General features: G+C 69.1%; 13 protein-coding genes. 1 reads left to right on the top strand and 12 read right to left on the bottom strand.

All coding sequences use genetic code 11. The features are described 5' to 3' along the window. Positions 1 to 14: 14 nt before the first annotated feature. From clpB to DFJ64_RS10240, 8 genes are all read right to left on the bottom strand, one after another. Positions 15 to 2,621 (bottom strand): ATP-dependent chaperone ClpB, encoded by a 2,607-nt coding sequence (clpB, locus tag DFJ64_RS10275; RefSeq protein ID WP_115850264.1) that lies wholly within the window; start codon positions 2,619 to 2,621, stop codon positions 15 to 17. A 40-nt stretch (positions 2,622 to 2,661) separates the two neighbouring features. Further along, on the bottom strand, positions 2,662 to 3,162 hold the full coding sequence (locus tag DFJ64_RS10270; protein ID WP_115850263.1) for a heat shock protein transcriptional repressor HspR: 501 nt from the start codon (positions 3,160 to 3,162) through the stop codon (positions 2,662 to 2,664). Between the two features lie 18 nt (positions 3,163 to 3,180). Beyond that, positions 3,181 to 4,323, bottom strand: a complete 1,143-nt coding sequence (gene dnaJ / locus DFJ64_RS10265) for a molecular chaperone DnaJ (protein ID WP_115850262.1) — start codon at positions 4,321 to 4,323, stop codon at positions 3,181 to 3,183. A gap of 18 nt (positions 4,324 to 4,341) precedes the next feature. Next, positions 4,342 to 5,163, bottom strand: a complete 822-nt coding sequence (grpE, locus tag DFJ64_RS10260) for a nucleotide exchange factor GrpE (protein WP_245941053.1) — start codon at positions 5,161 to 5,163, stop codon at positions 4,342 to 4,344. A gap of 26 nt (positions 5,164 to 5,189) precedes the next feature. Beyond that, positions 5,190 to 7,058, bottom strand: a complete 1,869-nt coding sequence (dnaK, locus tag DFJ64_RS10255; protein ID WP_115850260.1) for a molecular chaperone DnaK — start codon at positions 7,056 to 7,058, stop codon at positions 5,190 to 5,192. Between the two features lie 552 nt (positions 7,059 to 7,610). Continuing rightward, positions 7,611 to 9,842, bottom strand: a complete 2,232-nt coding sequence (locus DFJ64_RS10250; RefSeq protein ID WP_245941052.1) for a M4 family metallopeptidase — start codon at positions 9,840 to 9,842, stop codon at positions 7,611 to 7,613. 290 nt (positions 9,843 to 10,132) lie between these two features. Further along, positions 10,133 to 12,241 (bottom strand): M4 family metallopeptidase, encoded by a 2,109-nt coding sequence (locus DFJ64_RS10245; protein WP_115850258.1) that lies wholly within the window; start codon positions 12,239 to 12,241, stop codon positions 10,133 to 10,135. Between the two features lie 618 nt (positions 12,242 to 12,859). Then, on the bottom strand, positions 12,860 to 14,257 hold the full coding sequence (locus DFJ64_RS10240) for an MFS transporter (protein WP_115850257.1): 1,398 nt from the start codon (positions 14,255 to 14,257) through the stop codon (positions 12,860 to 12,862). 88 nt (positions 14,258 to 14,345) lie between these two features. Between DFJ64_RS10240 and DFJ64_RS10235 the strand changes: the two genes are divergently transcribed. Further along, entirely contained in the window at positions 14,346 to 14,870 is a 525-nt protein-coding gene (locus DFJ64_RS10235) for a winged helix-turn-helix transcriptional regulator (RefSeq protein WP_115851974.1), read from the top strand. Positions 14,871 to 14,961: 91 nt separating this feature from the next. Here the strand turns inward: DFJ64_RS10235 and DFJ64_RS10230 are convergent, their stop codons facing one another. The 4 genes from DFJ64_RS10230 to DFJ64_RS10215 all read right to left on the bottom strand — a co-directional run bounded on the left by DFJ64_RS10230 (position 14,962) and on the right by DFJ64_RS10215 (position 20,639). After that, positions 14,962 to 16,269, bottom strand: a complete 1,308-nt coding sequence (locus tag DFJ64_RS10230) for an allantoate amidohydrolase (RefSeq protein WP_342768118.1) — start codon at positions 16,267 to 16,269, stop codon at positions 14,962 to 14,964. Continuing rightward, positions 16,266 to 17,969 carry a urocanate hydratase gene (locus DFJ64_RS10225; RefSeq protein WP_115850256.1) on the bottom strand — a complete coding sequence of 568 codons (1,704 nt, stop codon included), beginning with the start codon at positions 17,967 to 17,969 and terminating at the stop codon, positions 16,266 to 16,268. Before DFJ64_RS10225 ends, DFJ64_RS10230 begins: the two co-directional genes overlap by 4 nt. After that, positions 17,966 to 19,570, bottom strand: coding sequence for a histidine ammonia-lyase (gene hutH / locus DFJ64_RS10220; protein ID WP_115851972.1), 1,605 nt, complete (start codon positions 19,568 to 19,570; stop codon positions 17,966 to 17,968). The genes DFJ64_RS10225 and hutH overlap by 4 nt, the downstream gene beginning before the upstream one ends. Positions 19,571 to 19,724: 154 nt before the next feature. Further along, on the bottom strand, positions 19,725 to 20,639 hold the full coding sequence (locus tag DFJ64_RS10215) for an ABC transporter substrate-binding protein (protein WP_115850255.1): 915 nt from the start codon (positions 20,637 to 20,639) through the stop codon (positions 19,725 to 19,727). Between the last annotated feature and the right edge of the window lie 91 nt (positions 20,640 to 20,730).

The raw sequence follows: 20,730 nt of genomic DNA, 5'->3' as shown, positions 1-20,730 counted from the left end.
ACGCTCGTCACGACTTACGCGGACGCGGTGGCGGCGGGTTCAGCGACGCGGATGTCGAGGGAGTCGCTGGCGTCGTTCACGTCCACGAGCACCCGATCGCCGTCGCGCACCTCGCCGGCCAGGATCTTGCGAGCCAGCCCGTCGCCGATCGCCGACTGGACGAGTCGACGCAGCGGCCGGGCGCCGTAGATGGGGTCGTATCCGGTGAGCGCCAACCATTCCTTGGCGCCACTGGTGACCTCGAGGGTGATGCGGCGCTCGGCGAGTCGCTTCGCCAGGGCCGCCACCTGGAGCTCGACGATCTTCGTGAGCTCCTCGCTGCCCAGTGGGTCGAAGAGCACCACCTCGTCGAGACGGTTCAGGAACTCGGGCTTGAACGACGACCGCACGACGTTCATCACGAGCTCCCGCTTCTTGTCCTCGTCCAGCGCAGGGTCGGCGAGGTACTGCGACCCGAGGTTGCTGGTGAGGATCAGGATGACGTTGCGCAGGTCGACGGTCCGACCCTGGCCGTCCGTCAGCCGGCCGTCGTCGAGCACCTGCAGCAGGACGTCGAAGATCTCCGGGTGAGCCTTCTCCACCTCGTCGAGAAGGACCACCGAGTACGGCCGCCGGCGCACGGCCTCGGTGAGCTGGCCGCCCTCCTCGTAGCCGACGTAGCCAGGCGGGGCGCCGACGAGTCGCGCCACCGAGTGCTTCTCGGAGTACTCGCTCATGTCGATGCGCACCATCGCGCGCTCGTCGTCGAAGAGGAACTCCGCCAGCGCCTTCGCCAGCTCGGTCTTCCCGACCCCGGTCGGGCCGAGGAACAGGAACGACCCCGTCGGCCGGTCCGGGTCCGAGATCCCGGCCCGGGCCCGGCGCACCGCGTCGGAGACGGCCTGAACGGCGCGACGCTGGCCGATGATCCGCCGGCCCAGCTCCTCCTCCATGCGGAGCAACTTGCCGCTCTCGCCCTCGAGCAGCCGGCCCGTCGGGATGCCGGTCCAGCTCGACACCACCTCGGCCACTTCGTCAGGGCCGACCTCCTCGCGCACCATCGGCGTCGTCTCGGTCGTTTGCGCCGAGGCGGCGGCGAGCTCCTTCTCCAGCTGGGGGATCTCGCCATAGAGGATCCGCGCGGCGGTCTCCAGGTCACCCTCTCGCTGAGCGCGCTCGGCCTGACCTCGCAGGTCGTCGAGCCGCTGCTTGACCTCACCCACGCGGTTGAGGCTGGCCTTCTCCTTCTCCCAGCGCGCCTCCAGGCCGCGCAGTGCCTCTTGCTTGTCGGCCAACTCGGCCCGCAGTCGCGCCAACCGCTCCTTGCTCGCCTCGTCCTCCTCCTTGGCGAGCGCGAGCTCCTCCATCTTCATCCGGTCGACCTGCCGGCGCAGCTCGTCGATCTCGATCGGGCTGGAGTCGATCTCCATCCGGAGTCGGCTCGCCGCCTCGTCGACGAGGTCGATCGCCTTGTCGGGCAGCTTGCGGCCGGTGATGTAGCGGTTGGACATGACCGCCGCGGCGACGAGAGCGCTGTCCGCGATCTGCACCTTGTGGTGCGCCTCGTACCGCTCCTTCAAGCCACGCAGGATCGCGATGGTGTCCTCGACCGACGGCTCACCCACGAACACCTGCTGGAACCGGCGTTCGAGCGCCGGGTCCTTCTCGATGCGCTCGCGGTACTCGTCCAGCGTGGTCGCGCCGATCATGCGCAGCTCGCCACGGGCCAGCATGGGCTTGAGCATGTTGCCGGCGTCCATCGCACTGTCGCCGGCGGCACCCGCGCCCACGACCGTGTGCAGCTCGTCGATGAAGGTGATGATCTGGCCGTTGGACTCCTTGATCTCGGCGAGGACGGCCTTCAGACGCTCCTCGAACTCCCCTCGGTACTTGGCGCCGGCCACCATCGAGGCGAGGTCCAGCGCGACCAAGCGGCGTCCCTTCAACGACTCGGGCACGTCGCCCGCGACGATCCGCTGGGCGAGCCCTTCCACGACCGCCGTCTTGCCGACCCCCGGCTCGCCGATCAGCACCGGGTTGTTCTTGGTACGCCGCGACAGCACCTGGACGACCCGGCGGATCTCGGCGTCCCGACCGATCACCGGGTCGAGCTTGCCCTCTTGGGCCCGCTCGGTGAGGTCGACGGAGTACTTGCTCAGCGCCTTGTAGGTGCCCTCCGGGTCAGGTGTGGTCACCCGCGCGGAGCCCCGCACCTGGGAGAACGCCGCGCGGAGGGCGTCGGGCGTGGCGCCCATGCGGTTCAGGATGTCCTTGGCGCTGCTCGCCACGGTCGCCAGAGCGACCAGCAGGTGCTCGGTCGAGATGTACTCGTCGCCCAGCTCGCTCGCCTGGTCCTGGGCCACCTGCAGCACCTGGTACATCGGCCTGGACAGACCCGGCGCCTGCACGGTGGACCCGCTCACCGACGGCAGCCGGCGGACGGCGTCCTCGGCGGCCCGGCGCGCGGCCTCACGACCGGTCCCGATCGCGTCCAGCAGAGCACCCGCCGTGCCCTCCGGATCGGCAAGCAGTGCCTGCAGCAGGTGCACCGGCTCCACCGAGGGGTTACCGGCGTTCGCGGCCTGCCGGATCGCCGCTGACAGAGCCTCCTGACTCCTCGTCGTCAGCTTCTGCGCGTCCATGCTTCATCCGCTCCTTGTTGTCCCCCGTCGTCTGGTTCGCTCAGCTCCCACGGGAACCACGCCGGCGCCGAGACGAGCGTCCCTGCCACACGACGACCGCCTGGGTGGAGCGCGGCATCAGCTCGGGTAGGAACGACGCCTGCTCCCCGGCACGCTCCGCCATGGCTCGGGCCTCCTCGAGCGCGCTCTCCAGCTCCGCCACACGCGCGCTCAGACGTTCCACTTGTGCCTCGAGCTCGAGGATCCGCTTCACGCCCTCCAGGCCGATGCCGGCGGCGGTGAGCTCCGCGACCCGCCGGAGCGTCTCGATGTCCCGCATCGAGTACCGCCGCCCACCCCCGACGGAGCGACCTGGCGTCACCAGCCCGATCCGGTCGTACGTCCGGAGCGTCTGCGGGTGAAGTCCGGTGAGCTCGGCCGCGACGCTGATGACGTACGCCGGAGTGTCGATGTCCATCGGGACGCCGAACGTCTGCTTGGCGGCGCGGCCCCGGGCCGACCGGCGCGCGCGGGAGGCCGCGTCGATGCTGTCACCGCTCATCGCCTGCCTCCTTTCCCGTCACCGCAGGTCATCGCGGGGGTCAGCGGCGCCGGTCGCCCTGCGGAAGGCGTCCAACGCCTTCTTCGCCTCCTCGTCGAGGTGCTTGGGGACGACGATCTCCACGGTGGCGAGGAGATCGCCCTTGGTGCCGTCGCGCCGGGTGGTTCCCTTGCCGCGGATGCGGAAGGTCCGCCCGTTGGGTGTGCCCGGCGGGATCTTCAACCGCACCGGAGGCCCGTTCAGCGTGGGGACCTTGATCTCCCCTCCGAGTGCGGCCTCGGGGAAGGTGATCGGCACCGTGATCGTGAGGTGCTCGCCCTTGCGGCCGAACCGCTCGTGCGGCTGCACGTGGACGGTCACGTAGAGGTCGCCCGCTGGGCCACCACGCTCGCCCGGCGCGCCCTTGCCCCGCAGCCGGATGCGTTGGCCGTCGTGAACCCCCGCCGGGATGCGGACCTGCATGGTCCGCGAGGAGCGGCCCCTGCCCGAGCCGTGGCAGCTCGGGCAGGGGTCATCGACGACCATGCCGCGACCGCGGCAGGTTCGGCACGGCTCGGAGATCGCGAGCCGCCCGCCCTGCGCGGTGGCGCGCATACCGACGCCCTCGCAGTCCGGACACACCCGCGGCAGCGTGCCCGAGCGGGCACCCGTCCCCGAGCACGCCGGACACGGGCTGTCGCTCGTCATCCGCAGGGGCACCGTGACGCCCTCGACCGCGTCGACGAAGCTGATGGTGACCTCGGTCTCCACGTCGGCACCCCGACGCGGACGGACTCCCGTGGTTCGCGTGCGGCCGCCGGTGAAGATCCCGCCCAGCAGGTCACCCAGACCTCCGGTCCGCGTGCCTGGCTGGCCGAAGATGTCACCGAGGTCAAACGGGAACCCACCCGTCTGACCACCACCCGGGAAGCGGAAGCCTCCGCCCCCGAAGAGCGACCGTGTCTCGTCGTACTCCTTGCGCCGAGCAGGGTCGGACAGCACCGAGTAGGCCTCCGACACCTCCTTGAAGCGCTCCTCCGCCTTCGGATCGCCCTTGTTGGCGTCCGGGTGGTTCTGCCGGGCGAGCCGACGGTAGGCCTTCTTGATCTCTTCGGGGGACGCGTCTTTGGAGACGCCGAGCACCTTGTAGTAGTCCTTCTCCAGCCACTCTTTGGTGCTCATCGGTGCTCTCTCCGTGGTTTAGCTGTCGCTGGAGGGGGACTGCGACGTCGAGTCGGTACCCGATGTCTCGGACTGCTGGCCCGCCGTCTCACTGGCCTGCTGATCCGCGGCACCACCGGGCTGCTGTTCCGCCGCCTCGCTCGGCTGCTGCCCCGCCTCCCCGTTGTCGGTGGGCCCGACCGTGGGCTCGGCCACCGCGACACGCGCCGGCCTCAGGACCCGGTCGCCGTGGCGGTAGCCGGGCTGGAGGATCGCCGTGCAGGTCGGCCCGTCGACGTTGTCGGCGTAGGAGTGCATGAGCGCCTCGTGGATCCGCGGATCGAACGAGTCACCCACCTCGCCGTAGCGCACCAGGCCGAGCTTGGCGACGGTCGTCTCGAGCGCCTCACCGACCGCTTTGAAACCGCCGGTGAGCTCGCCGTGTTCCCGCGCTCGTCCGATGTCGTCGAGCACGGGGAGCAGCTCGGTGAGAACCGAGCCAACCGCGAGGTCGCGCACCAGCTCTCGGTCGCGCTCGACCCGACGCTTGTAGTTGAGGTACTCAGCCTGGACTCGCTTGAGGTCGTCGGTGCGTTCGGCCAGCTCCCGTTCGAGCTGCTCGATCCTGGCCGCGAGCTTGGCTGCGTCGGGTGGAGCGACGCCCCCGTCCACACCGGACGCCGTCGCCGCCGGCGGCGTCGTCACCTGACCCGACTCACCTGTCTGAGCCGGACCAGCCGTCCCCTGGACCGCGTCCCCTTCCGACGTCGACTCGGGTTGGGGTTGGGGCTGTGCGGCGGTCTCCGACGCGGTACGGAGCTTGCCGGTCTCCGGGTCGATGCGCCTCCGGTCGCGGATCACGGGCTTCTCGTGTCCTTCGGCCTGAGTCACTTCTGACCGCCCTGCCCTTCGTCAGATGGCTTGTCCTCGTCGACGATCTCCGCCTCGACCACGTCCTCGTCGTCCTTGCCGCTCGCACTGGCGCTCGTGCCGCCGCTCTCACCAGCGGTCGCGCTCTGCTGGGCGTTGGCGTAGATGGCTTGGCCGATCTTGGTGCGGGAGGCGGACAGCTTGTCGAAGGCGGCCTTGAGCGCGCTGGTGTCATCGCCTTCGAGCGCCTTCTTCACCTCGGCGATGTCCCGCTCCACCTCCGACTTCACATCCGCCGGCACCGTGTCCGGGTTATCGGCCAAGAACTTCTCCGTCTGGTAGACCAGCGTGTCGGCCTGGTTCCGCAGCTCCGCCGCCTCCCGACGCTTCCGGTCCTCCTCGGCGTACTGCTCCGCCTCCTTGATCATCCGCTCGATCTCCTCACGAGGCAGAGCCGACCCACCAGTCACGGTCATCTTTTGTTCGCGACCAGTCCCCAGGTCCTTCGCCGACACATGCACGATCCCGTTCGCGTCAATATCAAACGTCACCTCAATCTGAGGCACGTTCCGCGGCGCCGGCGGGATACCAGTCAGCTCGAAGTTGCCGAGGGACTTGTTGTCCCGGGCCATCTCACGCTCGCCCTGGAAGACCTCGATCATCACCGAGGGCTGGTTGTCCTCAGCGGTCGTGAAGATCTCGGAGCGCTTCGTCGGAATGGTCGTGTTGCGCTCGATGATCTTGGTGAAGACACCACCCTTGGTGGCGATGCCGAGGGAGAGGGGTGTGACGTCGAGCAGGAGGACGTCTTTGACCTCGCCTTTGAGCACACCCGACTGCAGCGAGGCACCGACCGCGACCACCTCGTCGGGGTTGACGCCCTTGTGCGGCTCCTTACCCCCGGTCAGCTCACGCACCAGGTCCGCCACCGCCGGCATCCGGGTCGAGCCACCCACCAAGATCACGTGGTCGATCTGCGACACACTGATCCCAGCATCCTTGATCACCTGCTCGAACGGGCCCCGGCACCGCTCCAACAGATCCGCCGTCATCCGCTGGAACTCCGCCCGCGTCAACTTCTCATCCAAGTGCAGCGGACCCGACTCACCCAACGTGATGTACGGCAGATTGATCTGCGTCTCCGACGCAGACGACAACTCGATCTTCGCCTTCTCCGCGGCCTCCACCAACCGCTGACGCGCGATCCGGTCCGCACCCAGATCAATCCCATGCTTGTTCTTGAACTGGGTGATCAACCAATCCACCACCCTGGCGTCCCAGTCATCCCCGCCAAGATGGTTGTCACCCGAGGTCGCCTTGACCTCGAACACACCCTCACCAATCTCCAGCAGCGACACGTCAAACGTGCCACCACCCAAGTCGAACACCAGAATCGTCTGGTCGTTCTCCTTGTCCAACCCATACGCCAACGCCGCAGCAGTCGGCTCATTGATGATCCGCTGAACATTCAGCCCAGCGATCTCACCAGCCTCCTTCGTCGCCTGCCGCTGCGCATCCGAGAAATACGCCGGAACCGTAATCACCGCATCCGTGACCGGCTCCCCCAAATACGCCTCCGCGTCCCGCTTCAACTTCTGCAGAACAAACGCGGAAATCTGCTGCGGCGAAAACGACTTCCCGTCGATCTCGATCTTCCAATCGGTCCCCATGTGGCGCTTCACCGAACGAATGGTCCGGTCCACATTGGTGACCGCCTGCCGCTTCGCGACCTCACCAACCAAAACCTCACCATTCTTCGCGAACGCCACCACCGAAGGAGTCGTCCGCGACCCCTCCGCATTCGCAATAACCGACGGCTCCCCACCCTCCAGAACCGCAACCACAGAGTTCGTCGTACCAAGATCAATACCGATCGCACGGGACATGCGCCGCAACCTCCTTGCCGATCGCCCGCCCCGTCCGGGTCGGGTCGTCTTCGTCCGCAGTGGCCAGCAGGACGCCGTCGAGGCACAATGGCCTGACGGCCGAAGCTGAGTCGCCTCGACTCAATCCTCCTGGACGCGCTGGTCGCTGTCAACAGATCTGAGTCGACTGGACTCAACTTTCCTAACGACGAGGATAGCCCCAGGATTCCCGACCATCCACACGTGGCGCCCGAGCCGGACAGACCGGGACACCGCCCGACCCACTGCACTGGCTCCGATCAGTCATCGCCACCCAGTGGACGGCGTCAGGGACCTACGTCGTGGGGACGCACGGCTCACCACGCGGAGGCGAGACCATCCCGACGGACCGCCCAGCCCTTGGCGACGCTTTCGAGGTCGAGCTCACGGCCGCGACCTTGACCACGATCGCGGACCCTCGTGTCCCGTCACCCGGGGTCGCCGACGCGCATGGCGGCTGCACAAGAGCACAAGAACACAGGAAGAGGCGGGGTGCCCTGGGGCACCCCGCCTCCGTCCACCACGTGGAGTGGATCAGCCGCAGGTGTAGATCTTGAAGTTGTCGAGGAACAGCAGCGACACCGGGTCCTGCGCGTCGCCCGAGACACCGCTCACGGTGAACCGGAACTGCACCTGCTTACCGGCCAAGCTGGACAGGTCGTACTTCGCCGACGACCAGCCGTTGGAGTGCAGCGACCACGGACCACCGTTCACCGAACCCGGCAGAGCGCTGGCGTCCTTCCAGCCGGAGCCGTCGTTGTACTCCAGCTTGGCGCTCGCACCCGGCTGCGGCCGGCTCCACGCCATGAGCGACGCGTAGTCGATCCGCAGCTTGCTGTTGGCCGGAATCGACAACGCCTCAGACGTCGCCGTGCTGCTGTCGACCCGACCGGTCTCGGTGAACAGACCGAGGGCATCCTCGCCACGGTTCACGTAGTCGACACCCCAGTCGGACATCACCATCCCGGCACCGCCGGCCAGGGTCCAGTCGGACGGCGCCTCGTCGAAGCCCTGCGAGTAGGAAGCCCGAACGGTCTCACCCTCCTCGCAGTACGGCGTGGCAACGGGCGCGCCCTTCGACGCGTCCTTGTACATCTCCGTGGCCCGGACCGCCTTGTCGACCTGGGCGCAGTCATCCTCCGTGATGTGCGTACCGGGCCGGCCGATGTTCTTCCGGCACGCCAGCGGCAGGACGTGGAACAGGTCCTTGTAGTCGGAGCCAGACGTCAGGAGGTTCGACGCCGTCCAGTAGATCTTGAACGTCTTGGCCAGACCCAGGCCACGAACGTCGTAGCCGTTGAAGCTGTCGCCCTCGGCGATCAGGTAGGCGGCCTTGTTGCCGACACCGCTGTTGGTGTGGACACCGCCGTTGTCCCAGAGCTCGGGGTCGTCGTTCCACAGCGGCGAGGTCATGGTGTCGGGCTGGTCGTAGGCGGTCGGGTCCTTCATGCTCCGCCACGGCTTGTCGATGCCCGGCTGGGTGTTCTCCTCGCCGATGAGCCACGCCTGGTCGGTGCCCCGCTTCTCCGGGTGCGCCGCGAGGTCGATCAGCTCACCCATGGTGTCGGAGATCGACTCGTTGAGCGCACCCGACTGGTAGACGTAGTAGAGGCTGGACGTGTGCGAGGTGACACCGTGCGTGACCTCGTGCCCGACGACGTCGAGCGCGCTCACGCCGTCACCGAACACCACCCCGCCAATGCCGTCGCTCCAGAAGGCGTTGGCCATGGGGCAGCCGTTGTGGGACTGAGAGACGCAGGCCCGCGCCGTCGCCTTCAGCGACTTCTCCTGCCCACCGATGAACGCCGAGACGTCGAGGTTGACGTACGACGCGTACCACTTGGCCACCTCGCCCAGACGGTCGTAGACGTTGTCGACCTCGTCCACGCCGGTCGGGGCGTCGCCTTCCTGACGGGCGTACGGCACGGTGGTGCCGTCGCACGCCGCACCGTCGAGGGTCCCGACGTCGGTGTTGTTCAGGTCACAGACCTGTCGGTTCAGACCCGCGTGGTTGTTGCTGTACGCCAGGGCGACGCTCTTGAACCCGAGGTCGACGAAGACGGTGTAGTCGACCATCGCGTTCCGGCTCGAGACGCGGAACTTGAACGTCTCGCGGTTGACCGGCGCACCCGGCGCCCCGAGCAACGCTGGGTTGTAGATCCAACGGCCCTCGCTTCGCACCCGGAGGCTGTCCGCGGAGACACCGGCCTTCTTGGCGACGTACCGGCGCGCGATCGTCGCCGCCTTCGCCTGGCTCAGCGGGCTCTTCGCCTTCTCGACCGTGCCCTTGGTCGTTTCGCCGAGCAGCGCCTCCAAACGGCCCTCGCGGTCGAGCGAGACCACGACCTCGCCGGCCACGACGGGAAGCCCGTCAATGTGCTGCTGCATCCGGACGGTGCTACCACCAGGCACCTTCGCCGTGGTGACCGGCTTAAAGTCCGAAGCCGAGACACCAAGGCGCGGCGCGAAACGCTCGAGGTGAGCCTTTGCCGCTTCCTTCGGCGAGGACGAGGTGCCACGCGGCGCCTCGATCGGGTTGTCTTTGGCCTGGATACCGAGGATCGAGCCGTCGTCACGCTTCAGGACGCTCACCAGTCCAGGTCCACGTCCTGCGGTAGCGCCGCCCGCGTCGGAGACGAAGCTGGGGCCTGTCGTCGATCCGGCGTAGGACGGGGTGGCCAGCGCCACGAGTGCGCTACCGCTGACGACGGTCGCCAGCGCAGCCAAGCCACCGACCGTGCGTCGGTACTTCACTGAATCCCCCATCACTCAATCGAAAACGGATACGTAGTGGGTCGAAGCATGCCGGAGGGAGCATAGTGGGCATACGTAACGGTTTCTAGTGCGGGGCGGGTGATCGCCTGCCGACTCTGGAGAACGTGCCGTTCCACGTGCCACCCGCCGCGTCGCACGGCCAGTGGACGTGAGCTCGGCCGACGACAGACCCAGCGGGCCGACGACAGGCCAAGCAGGCAGAGGAACCCAGACATGAAGAGGGCCCCGGCCCACCCGGGGGTGAACCAGGGCCCTCGAGGATTCAGAGCTACAGCCTGGACTCAGCCGCAGGTGTAGATCTTGAAGTTGTCGACCCACCAAGCGGAGTCCGACGTGACGGACGCGGCACGGAACCGGAACTTCACGTCCTGCCCAGCCAGGCTGGAGAGGTCGTACCGGGTACCGCCGAAGCCGTTCGAGTTGCCGGAGAAGCTCTTGCCGCCGATCGAGTCGACGGGCGTGTCCTCACCGTTCACGTTCGGCAGCTCAGCGGCCGGCTTCCAGGTGGCGCCGCCGTCCGTCGAGTACTCCAGCGCGGCACCGTCGCCCGAGTTGAGCAGGTACATGTTGTCGAACCGGGCGAAGGCACCCTCCGGAATCGTCACCGCCTCCTGCTGGGTCAGCGAGATGTTGTCACCGGCGACAGTCCAGGCCACCGCGGAGTCCTCGCCGGTGGTCGCCAGCCGCTCGAAGCCGGTCTCGCTGGAGAGCAGCCAGTTGCCCTCGAACTCCCAGCCGTCGTTCCGGGACTCGAAGTCCTGGCGGTAGACGGAGGTCGGAGTGCCGTTGTCGCAGTAGTCGACGTTCTTCGGGGCACCCTTCGCCGGGTCCTTGTACATCTCGGTCGCGCGGACGACCTTGTCGACCTGGGCGCAGTCGTCCTCGGTCAGGAACGTGCCGGCACGACCGATGTTCTTCCGGCAGGCCAGCGGCAGGGTGTAGAAGACGTCCTTGTAGTCGGCGCCCGGCGCGAGGAGGTTCTGCAGCGTCCACACGATCTTGGCGGACTTGGCCGGACCGAGGCCGCGGATGTCGTAGCCGTTGAAGCTACCGCCGTCGACCATCAGGTACGCGGCCTTGTTGAAGACACCGCTGTTGGTGTGGACACCGCCGTTGTCCCAGAGCGCCGGGTCGTCGTCCCACAGGTCGGACGTCATCCGGTCCGGCTGACCCAGGCTGGTCGGGTCGGCCATGTCGCGGATGACCCCGATGCTCGTCCCCTCGCCGATCTTCCACCGGTTCTCGTCGGTGTCGTCATCGCTGCCGTTGTTCTGGTCGACGATCTCGCCCCAGAAGTCCGACAGACCCTCGTTGATGGCGCCCGACTGGAACAGGTACGCGAGGTTGGCGGTCGCCTGGGTGACGCCGTGGCCCAGCTCGTGGGCGGTGACGTCGTCGGCCGCCAGGCCCTCACCGAAGACCATCTGCTGACCGTCCCAGAACGCGTTCTGGAACGGGCACTGGTTCTCGGCGCAGATGCGGACCGTGCCACGCAGAGCCTGACCGCGGCCGTCGCCGTAGTCCGCTCCGATCAGCTGCGTCACGTCAACGTTGACGTAGCTGGCGAACCGAACCGAGGTGTCGTAGAAGAAGTCGTAGACGTTGTTGACGTCTTCCACCGACGACGGACCGTCACCCTCGGCCCGCGTGACCGGCAGGCCGACGCCGCAGGTGTAGTCGCTGACCACCTGGCCCTCAGCGTCACACACCACGCGGTTGATGGCGTGCTGGACGGTGTTGTAGGCCAGCTCGACCTTGAGCGTGGAGGCGTTGACGAGGACCTGGTACTGCAGCTCGATGTTGGACGGGTCGGTGACCTTCAGCTTGTAGACCGGCCGGACACCTTCCTGCCCCGGAACGCCGAGAACCTGCGGGTCGTACCAGGCCTTGCCCTCGAGCTTGGCCTTCAGGCCGGAGGCCGACGAGAGCTTCTCCCGCTTGGCCACGACCTGCTTGGCCACGGCCTGCGCCTTGCTCTCGTTGAGAACGCCCTTGGGGAAGGGCTTGCTGGGCGTAGCGCCCACCTCACCCACGATGAACTCGAGGTTGTTGGACTTGTCGAGGGAGACGACCACCTCGCCCGCGATGACCTCGATGCCCTGGTGGGTGCGCTCGAAGCGGACGGCCGTGCCGTTGTCGAGCTCGACGGTGCTCTTGTGCTTCAGCTCCTTGCTCGACACACCGAACGCGCTCGCGAAGCGGTCGAGGTGCGCCTTGGCGGCCTGCTCAGGCTTGGCCTTGGCGGAGACTCCCTTCGGACGCGCGATGGTGCCGCCCTTGGCCTCGATGACGCGCACCGTGCCGTCGTTTCCACGCTGCTGCACGACGGCGTCGGGCTTCTTACCGAACGCGGGACTTGTCAGCGATCCCGCGTTGGCCGGCGTCGCCATCGCAACCAGTGCCGAACCGCTGACCGCGGTGGCAAGGGCTGCGAGACCGCCGACCAAGCGACGCGATCTCACGATGTGACCCCCCGGGGGTAGTCGTACGGACTGAGAAAACAGACGGAGCGTAGAACAAACGGCAACGGTCCCACTACCGGGGCCTTCGTGAGGAGATCTCACATTCCGGACGTTCGATCACCTTCCGTGATCAAACTGCCGCGGCAGTGGGCGCTACCGGCTGGGAATCCTGACATAGCGCACACAACGGGTGCAAGATCAACCGCGGGTTGTTGGCTTATTTGTGACCACATTCACCGGCGTGTCGCGCTCTCGGCGTGTCGCGATGGCTGTGCCGTTCACCGTCGCGTCACTCCCTTTGGCTGCGATCACCTGCGCCCGGCACGGGCCCAGAGAGCCGGATGAAGGGAACCTAGGACCCGCGGCCGATCGCCCAGACGGTACTTAGCAGGACGGACCCCGCGAACGCAAGCGAACGCGCCCCGCCCGTGCGGCCCCGGCCGGCGGGCAGGTTCAGCACGTGGCTGTCTGGACCACGGCGATGTCTGGGTGGACTTCAGGCGGACTCCGGGTGGACGTGACGCGCGTGCGGCTGGGGCGCGGCCCTCACCACATCCTCGGGAGCGATCCTCGGGAGCGATCCTCAGACGCGATCCTGAGGCGCAGGCCGGCGAGGACGACGACGGGGACGACGGCGATGCAGGTCACCAGAGCAACGTCGATTCCGCGACTCAAGCCGTACGCGCCGACGACGGACGAGATCGCGGCCACACCGAGGGCGGAGCCGACGTAGCGAGCGGTGTTGTTGGCACCAGCCCCCATACCGCTCTGGCCGGGCGGGACGCTCGCGACGGCGAGGTAGGCGAGGGCCGCGTTGATGAGGCCGCTGCCGACCCCAGCGACGAGCAGGCCGATGACGACCCGCACGGGAGACCAGTGGTCGCCGACGCCGAGCAGCGGGAGGTACCCGACGACGGCGAGGGTCAAGCCGAGACCGAGCTGGGAGCGACCGGCGAGTGGCACCCTCCGGGCCTGGAGGGAGACGAGGAACGAGACGCCGGACCACAGACCGAACAGCAGAGCGGCTCCGATCGGCGAGATCCCGTGAGCGAGCTGCACCACGTTCGGCAGGAACGTCATGACAGCCATGACCGTGATGCCGGAGACGAGCGCCCCACCGGTGGCGATGGCGAAGAGCGGAGTGCGGAACAGCACCAGCTCGAGCAGTGGTTCCGTTCGGTGCCGCTCGATCAGCGTGAACGCGACGAGCAGGACAGCGGCGAGCTCGAAGCTGGCCGGGACGAGGGGCCGCGTCCAGCCGAGCCGCCCCTCGGTGAGACCGGTGACGAGTGCGGTGAGACCGAGGCTGAGCGTGACGACACCGGCGACGTCGAGGCGGCGGGGCCGCTCGGCGCGTGATTCGGGCAACAGACCGGCGCCGAGGAGCGCAAGCACAGCGGCGACGACGGCGAGCGCCCCGTAGGTGGCCCGCCACCCGGCGACGGTGGTGATACCGGCCGCGACGAACGGGCCGGCGAGAACGCCGAGCCCGACCATCGCACCGTAGGAGCTGGTGGCCTTCAACCGCGGGGGACCAGCAGGGTAGGCGTGACCCACCGCACCCAGCCCAGCGGCGAGCAACGCGGCGCTCGCCGCGCCTTGCAGCACCCGCGCGGTGACGAAGGTGGCGGTTCGAGAGGCGATCGCGGCGCCCACGCTCGCGAGCGCGAACAGCAGCATGCCGACGAGGTACGTGCGACGGCGCCCGTACTCGTCAGCGATGACTCCAGCGACCAGCAGCAGCGCGGACAAGCCGAGGACGAGGCCGTTGAGGATCCACGCGGGCCCGGTGACGCCCGCGCGGAGGTCGGCCGCGGTCACCGGGAGTGTCACGGCTGGGACCGTGTAGTTGACCATGACGAGGAAGACGGCCGCGCACGACATCACCAGAGTGGTGCGCGCCCCAGCCGGAGCGGCGGGAACCTGAGCAGCAGCGACGGTCACGAGAGCACCTCTGGTTAGTTCAATGATTGAACCTATCCGCGAGCACCGTAGCAGATGTGGGTTCAGTGAATGAACTAAGATGCCGCGCGTGGGGTTGGGCAAGAACTACGAAGGACAGGAGTGCTCCCTCGCCCGCGCGCTGGAGCTCATCGGTGAGCGCTGGACGTTCCTGGTGATTCGCGACGCCTTCTACGGCGTTCGCCGCTTCGGCGACTTCCTCGCCCACCTGGACATGCCGCGGGCCGTGCTCTCCCAGCGACTCCAGAGGCTGGTCGAGGCCGGCGTGATGGAAAAGCGCCGGTACCAGGACAGCCCGCCCCGCGACGAGTACGTGCTCACCGAGATGGGACGCGACCTCTGGCCGGCGCTGCTCGCGCTGGCCAGCTGGGGCGAGCGGCACCTCGCGGACGGCCGCCCTCGCCGTCTGTTCGTCCACCTCGGCTGCGGGGGACACCTCACCGGGAGCCCGGTCTGTCCCGCCTGCGGCGACCAGGTCCCGCCTGAGAGCGTGGAGATGCGGCCTGGTCCCGGTGCCGAGTCGACGCGAGAGGACCCGGTGAGCCGAGCCCTGCGCCGTCCCCACCGCCTTCTGGAGCCGCTCACCGAGCACTGACCCCCGTGACAGCCTGCGAGCGGCGACTCGATACCCCCGCTGTCGGTATGTCGGGCTGTGCCCGACCTCGAGCCGGTGCGTCAGTAGGAGATCAGTGCCTGAGGAGATCCGCCAGGACCGCCGCGAGTGCCCCCACCCCGGCGACCCGATCCACGGGGTCGACGTACTCGGCGGGAGCGTGCGACACCCCGGTGGGGTTGCGGACGAAGAGCATGGCGGTGGGGACTCCGGCGCTCGCCAGGATGCCCGCGTCGTGCCCCGCCTGGGTGGCGAGCAGCGGGACCTCACCTGCCTCGAACCCTGTCCCAGCCACGGCCACTCGAGCCACCAGCCGCAGCCGGTCACGCAGGGTCGGGTCGAACTCGACGGCTGGCGTCCAGGACTCCCGCTCCACGACGAGCCGCGTCCCGTCTCGGGTCGCCCGCTCCCCAGCCTGCCGCCGGATGTCGCCGACCAGGGTCTCGAGGATGCGTTCGTCCGCAGCCCGAGCATCCAGCCACGCCCGGACGCGGGACGGCACGGCGTTCACCGCGTTCGGCTCGACCTCGACCCGGCCGAAGGTCGCCCGGGCACGTCCCTCCAGCAGTCGAGCCCGCTTGTTCGCCGCGAGTGCCGTCATGGCGTAGGTCACCATCGGGTCGTGGCGGTCCTCCATCGCCGTCGTGCCGGCGTGGTTGGCCTCACCGGTGAACTCGAACCGCCAGCGACCATGCGGCCAGATCGAGGTGGCGACACCGACGGGGGCGCCAAGGTCGGCGAGCTGGCGGCCCTGCTCCACGTGCAGCTCGACGAACGCCACCGGATCGCGCAACAGCGCGAGCGACGGACCCAGCTCGGCGTGGTGACCCGCTTGTCGCATCGCGTCGACGAGGGAGGTGCCGGTGGCGTCCCGCAGTCGCGCCGCCTCGTCGGGCGTCAGCGCTCCGGTCATCAACCGAGAGCCGAGGCACGGCACACCGAAGCGGGCACCCTCCTCCTCCACGAAGACCGCGACGCCGAGCGGCCGACGCGGGCGGACGCCGCTGGCCCTGAGCACGTCGATGGCCGCGAGCGCTGAGACCACCCCCAGGGGGCCGTCGTAGGCGCCCCCACCCCGGACGGAGTCCAGGTGACTTCCGGTCACCACACCACCGTCCAGTCGCCCGCGCTCCGGTGACGCCGAGTCCGGCCACCACCACGCGACGAGGTTGCCGTTCCCGTCGCCGTCCAGCACGAGACCGCGCCGGGCGGCCTGCTCCTGGAACCAGACGACACACGCCCGCTCGGCGGGCGTCCAGCTCAGGCGGTGGTAGCCGCCCGTGCGCGGGTCTCGGCCGAGCGCGGCGAGCTCCTCCCACATCTCGTGGAACGTCGGCGCGACCGCGCCGGCGGCTGAGGATCCCACTCCGTCGTTCGTCACGGGCCACCGTCTCCGAGCCGACCGTGGTCGCGGGTCGGAACGACCAGCCCACCAGCCTCGGCGACCCGCTCCGCCCGCGCGTAGCCGGCGTCGACGTGTCGCAGCACACCGAGGGCGGGGTCGTTGGTGAGGACCCGCTCCAGCTTCTGCGCCGCCAGTGGCGTCCCGTCGGCGACGCACACCTGCCCCGCGTGGATCGAGCGGCCGATGCCCACCCCGCCGCCGTGGTGCAGCGACACCCACGAGGCCCCACTCGCGACGTTCACCATCGCGTTGAGCACAGGCCAGTCGGCGATCGCGTCCGATCCGTCGAGCATCGCCTCGGTCTCGCGGTACGGCGAGGCGACGGACCCACAGTCCAGGTGGTCCCGCCCGATGACGACGGGAGCCTTGAGCTCTCCGGACGCCACCATGTCGTTGAAGCGCAGGCCAGCGCGGTCCCGCTCGCCGTACCCCAGCCAGCAGATGCGAGCAGGCAGCCCTTGGAACGTGACCCGCTCGCGCGCCAGCCGAATCCATCGGACGAGCGGCTCGTTGTCGGGGAACAGCTCGAGCACCGCCTGGTCGGTCCGGGCGATGTCCGCTGGATCGCCCGAGAGCGCCACCCACCGGAACGGCCCCTTGCCGGCGCAGAACAGGGGCCTGATGTACGCGGCGACGAAGCCGGGGATGTCGAACGCGCGGGTGGCACCACCCCGGCGAGCCTCCTCGCGCAGGGAGTTGCCGTACTCGAAGACCGCGGCACCCGCGTCGAGGAAGCCCACCATGGCGTCGACGTGCCGGGCCATGGACTCTCGTGCGCGCTCGACGAGCCCGTCCGGGTCCCGATGGCGCAGCGTCTTCCAGTCCTCGAACGCGACCCCGAGCGGCAGGTAGCGCAGCGGGTCGTGCGCGGACGTCTGGTCGGTCACGATGTCGACCGGCAGCCCTCGGGCGAGGAGGAGAGGCACCACCTCGGCGGCGTTGCCGAGGACGCCGACCGACAGCGACCGGCGTTCCTGCCGGGCCCGCTCGACCAGGCGCGAGGCCTCGTCGAGCGACTCGGCCCACACGTCGAGGTAGCCCTGGGCGAGACGACGCTCGATCCGGGACGGGTCGCACTCGACGCACAGCGCGACACCGCCGTTCATGGTGACCGCCAACGGCTGCGCGCCGCCCATGCCGCCGAGCCCAGCGGTCAACGTCACCGTGCCCGCCAGGGAGCCGTCCTGCCCTTCGAGTCGCGCCGCGACGGCGGCGAACGTCTCGTACGTGCCCTGGAGGATGCCCTGGGTTCCGATGTAGATCCAGGAGCCGGCGGTCATCTGGCCGTACATCGTCAGGCCGAGCGTCTCGAGCCGCCGGAACTCCTCCCAGGTGGCCCACTCGGGAACCAGGTGGGAGTTGGCGATCAGCACGCGAGGCGCCCACTCGTGCGTCCGCAGGACGCCGACGGGGCGACCCGACTGGACGAGCATCGTCTCGTCGTCCGCCAGCCACTCCAAGGTCCGGACGAGCGCGTCGAAGCTCGCCCAGTCCCGCGCGGCCTTCCCCGTGCCGCCATAGACCACCAGGTCGTCTGGGTGCTCGGCCACCTCGGGGTCGAGGGTGTTCTGCAGCATCCGCAGCGCCGCTTCCTGCTGCCAGCCTCGGGCGTGCAGAGTCGCCCCCCGCGGCGCGGTGACCGTGCGGGGCACGCTGAGGTGGGTGTCGTGCGTCATGGGTCCTCCTCTGCCGCTTCGGGCTCCGCCGCGTGCGCGGACAGCTCAGGCTCCGCGTCCCACGGCCCGGTGACCGACTGCGCCGCGACGACGAGCTCACCGGAACGGACCAGGTCGACCACGGCGGCGATCTCCTTCGACAGCTCGCGGTCGGGACCCGGCCCCGGCACCCGCCGTCGAATGGCGGCGAGCACGGCCGAGGTCGCCGGTCCCGGCCGCAAGGGCGCCCGCAGGTCGAGTCCGCGGGCCGCCGTCATCGCCTCCACGGCCAACACCTCGGCGAGCCCGGCGAGGGCTCGACGGAGCTTGCGTCCCGCCGACCAGCCCATCGAGACGTGGTCCTCCTGCATGGCCGAGGAGGGAATGGAGTCCACGCTCGCGGGGACCGCGAGCCGCTTCAGCTCGCTGACCAAGGCGGCCTGGGTGTACTGGGCGATCATGTACCCCGAGTCCACCCCGGGGTCGTCGGCCAGGAACGCCGGGAGGCCGTGGCTTCGGGCCACGTCGAGGAAGCGGTCCGTCCGACGTTCCGCCATGCTCGCGACGTCGGCGACGACGATCGCGAGGAAGTCCAGCGCGTACGCCAGCGGCGCCCCGTGGAAGTTGCCGTTCGACTCCAACCGACCGTCCGGCAGCACGACCGGGTTGTCGATGACCGCGGCGAGCTCATGACCGGCGACCGTCCGGGCGAAGGCCAGGGCGTCCCGGGCCGCGCCGTTGACCTGGGCCGCGCATCGCAGCGAGTACGCGTCCTGGACCCGCGTGTCGCTGGGGCCGGCGTGGCTCGCCACGATGGGGGAGCCGGCGAGCAGCTGGCGCAGGTGTCGGGCCGAGTGGACCTGCCCCGGGTGGGGCCGCAGGGCTTGCAGGTCGGCGGCGAAGACCCGGTCGGTGCCGAGCAGCGCCTCCACGCTCATCGCCGCCGTCACGTCGGCGGTGTCGAGCAGCCGCTGTGCGTCGTGGCAGGCCAGCACGAGCATGCCGAGCATGCCCTCGGTGCCGTTGATGAGCGCGAGGCCCTCCTTCTCCGCGAGCGTGACGGGTGCGATGCCGGCGTCGGCGAGCGCCTCGGCGGCAGGTCGGCGCCGCCGCGCCCCACCCTCACCGCTCCACACCTCGCCCTCGCCGGTGAGGGCGAGCGCGACGTGGGCCAGAGGCGCGAGGTCGCCCGAGCAGCCGAGGCTCCCGTGCTCGGGGACGACCGGGGTGATGCCGGCGTTGAGCAATGCCAGCAGGGTCGTCGCGATCTCCGGACGAACACCCGTCTGACCGGTCGCGAGGGTCCGCAGGCGAAGCAGCATCATCGCCCGGACGACCTCGTCCTCCACGTCGGGGCCGATCCCCGCGGCATGGGAGCGGATCAGGCTGCGCTGGAGCTTGGCCCGCAGCTCCGGGACGATGAAGCGGGTCGCGAGCGCACCAAACCCGGTCGAAACGCCGTAGGCCGGGCGCTCCGCCGCAGCGAGGTCGTCGACCGGCTTCCGTCCAGCGGCGATCGCGGTGAGCGCTTCGGGCGCGAGAGCGACGCGGCAGCCGTGCCGGGCGACCGCCACGACCTCCGCCTCGGTCAGTGGTCGGCCACTGACCGTCACCTGCTCCATGTCCTCATTCCACCCGCGAACCGGCCGCCGTGCCACCACCTCGGCCCAGTCGGGGGTGCCGGCCGAGGTCCGACGTCGACGTTCCCACGCGGTGCGGCGGGGAGAGGCGGTCCGGTGCCTCAGACCAGCCCAACCGCGGAACCCGACCACGGCATCAGACCAGCCCGGTCGTGGTCAGCCACTCCTCCGCCACCGTGTCGGGGTCCTCCTTGTCGACTTCGACCTTGCGGACGAGCTCCCGCAAGGTCTCGGTGTCCAGCTGGGCCGAGACGGCGTTCAGCGCGTCGCGCACGGTGTCGGACGCCTTGTCCTCGACGATGAGCGGGACGACGTTTTGTGCGGTGAAGAGCAGCTTCGGGTCCTCGAGGACGACGAAGTCGTTCTCCTCGATCGCCGACTGGGTGGTGAAGAGGTTCGCGGCGTCGACCTGACCGCTCTTGAGCGCCGCCACGGTCACCGGTCCCGCGGTGTCCAGCTCCTTGAACGACTTGAACGTCAGGCCGTACACCTTCTCCAAGCCCGGGACGCCAGTCGGTCGGGTCTTCCACTCGGGCGGACCGCCCAGAACCATCGACGACGCGTACGGCTTGAGGTCCTCGATCGAGCTGAGGTCGTACTCCTCGGCGGTCTCCCGGGTCACCACCACCGCGTCCTTGTCCTCCGCCGACGACATCTCCAGGACGGTGAGACCGGACGGCAGAGCGTCGCGGAGCGCGGCGTAGACCTCGTCCGGCTCGGCGGCTGTCGCGTCGGAGTCGTAGTACTGCAGCAGCACGCCGGTGTACTCGGGAACCAGGTCGAGGGAGCCGTCCTCGAGTCCCTTGATGTAGGTCTCCCGACTCCCGATGTTGAGCTTGCGCTCAACCTGGATGCCCTTGGCCTCCAGCGCTCCGGCGTAGATCTCCCCGAGCAGGACCGCCTCCGGGAAGTTGGCCGAGCCCACGGTGATCGTGTCGCGTCCCGCCGGCTCCGTGCTGTTCGTGGCGAGTGGGTCTCCACCCCCTCCACAGGCGGTGATGGCGAGCAAGCCGGCCACCACCGTGGCGAGGAGGGTCCGTGTCGGTCGCATGGTGTTCTCCTCCGTCGTGACGCGCCCGTGACGACGTCCGCGTCGCCATCGAACGCTGTCTCGGTCACAAGGGCTGGCGCGCACAGGGTGG

This window comes from Thermasporomyces composti (assembly GCF_003386795.1).
In the GTDB taxonomy this organism is placed as follows: Bacteria; Actinomycetota; Actinomycetes; order Propionibacteriales; family Actinopolymorphaceae; genus Thermasporomyces; species Thermasporomyces composti.
Note: the sequence above shows the minus strand (reverse complement) of the source record. Positions and strands in the feature narration are given on the sequence as shown.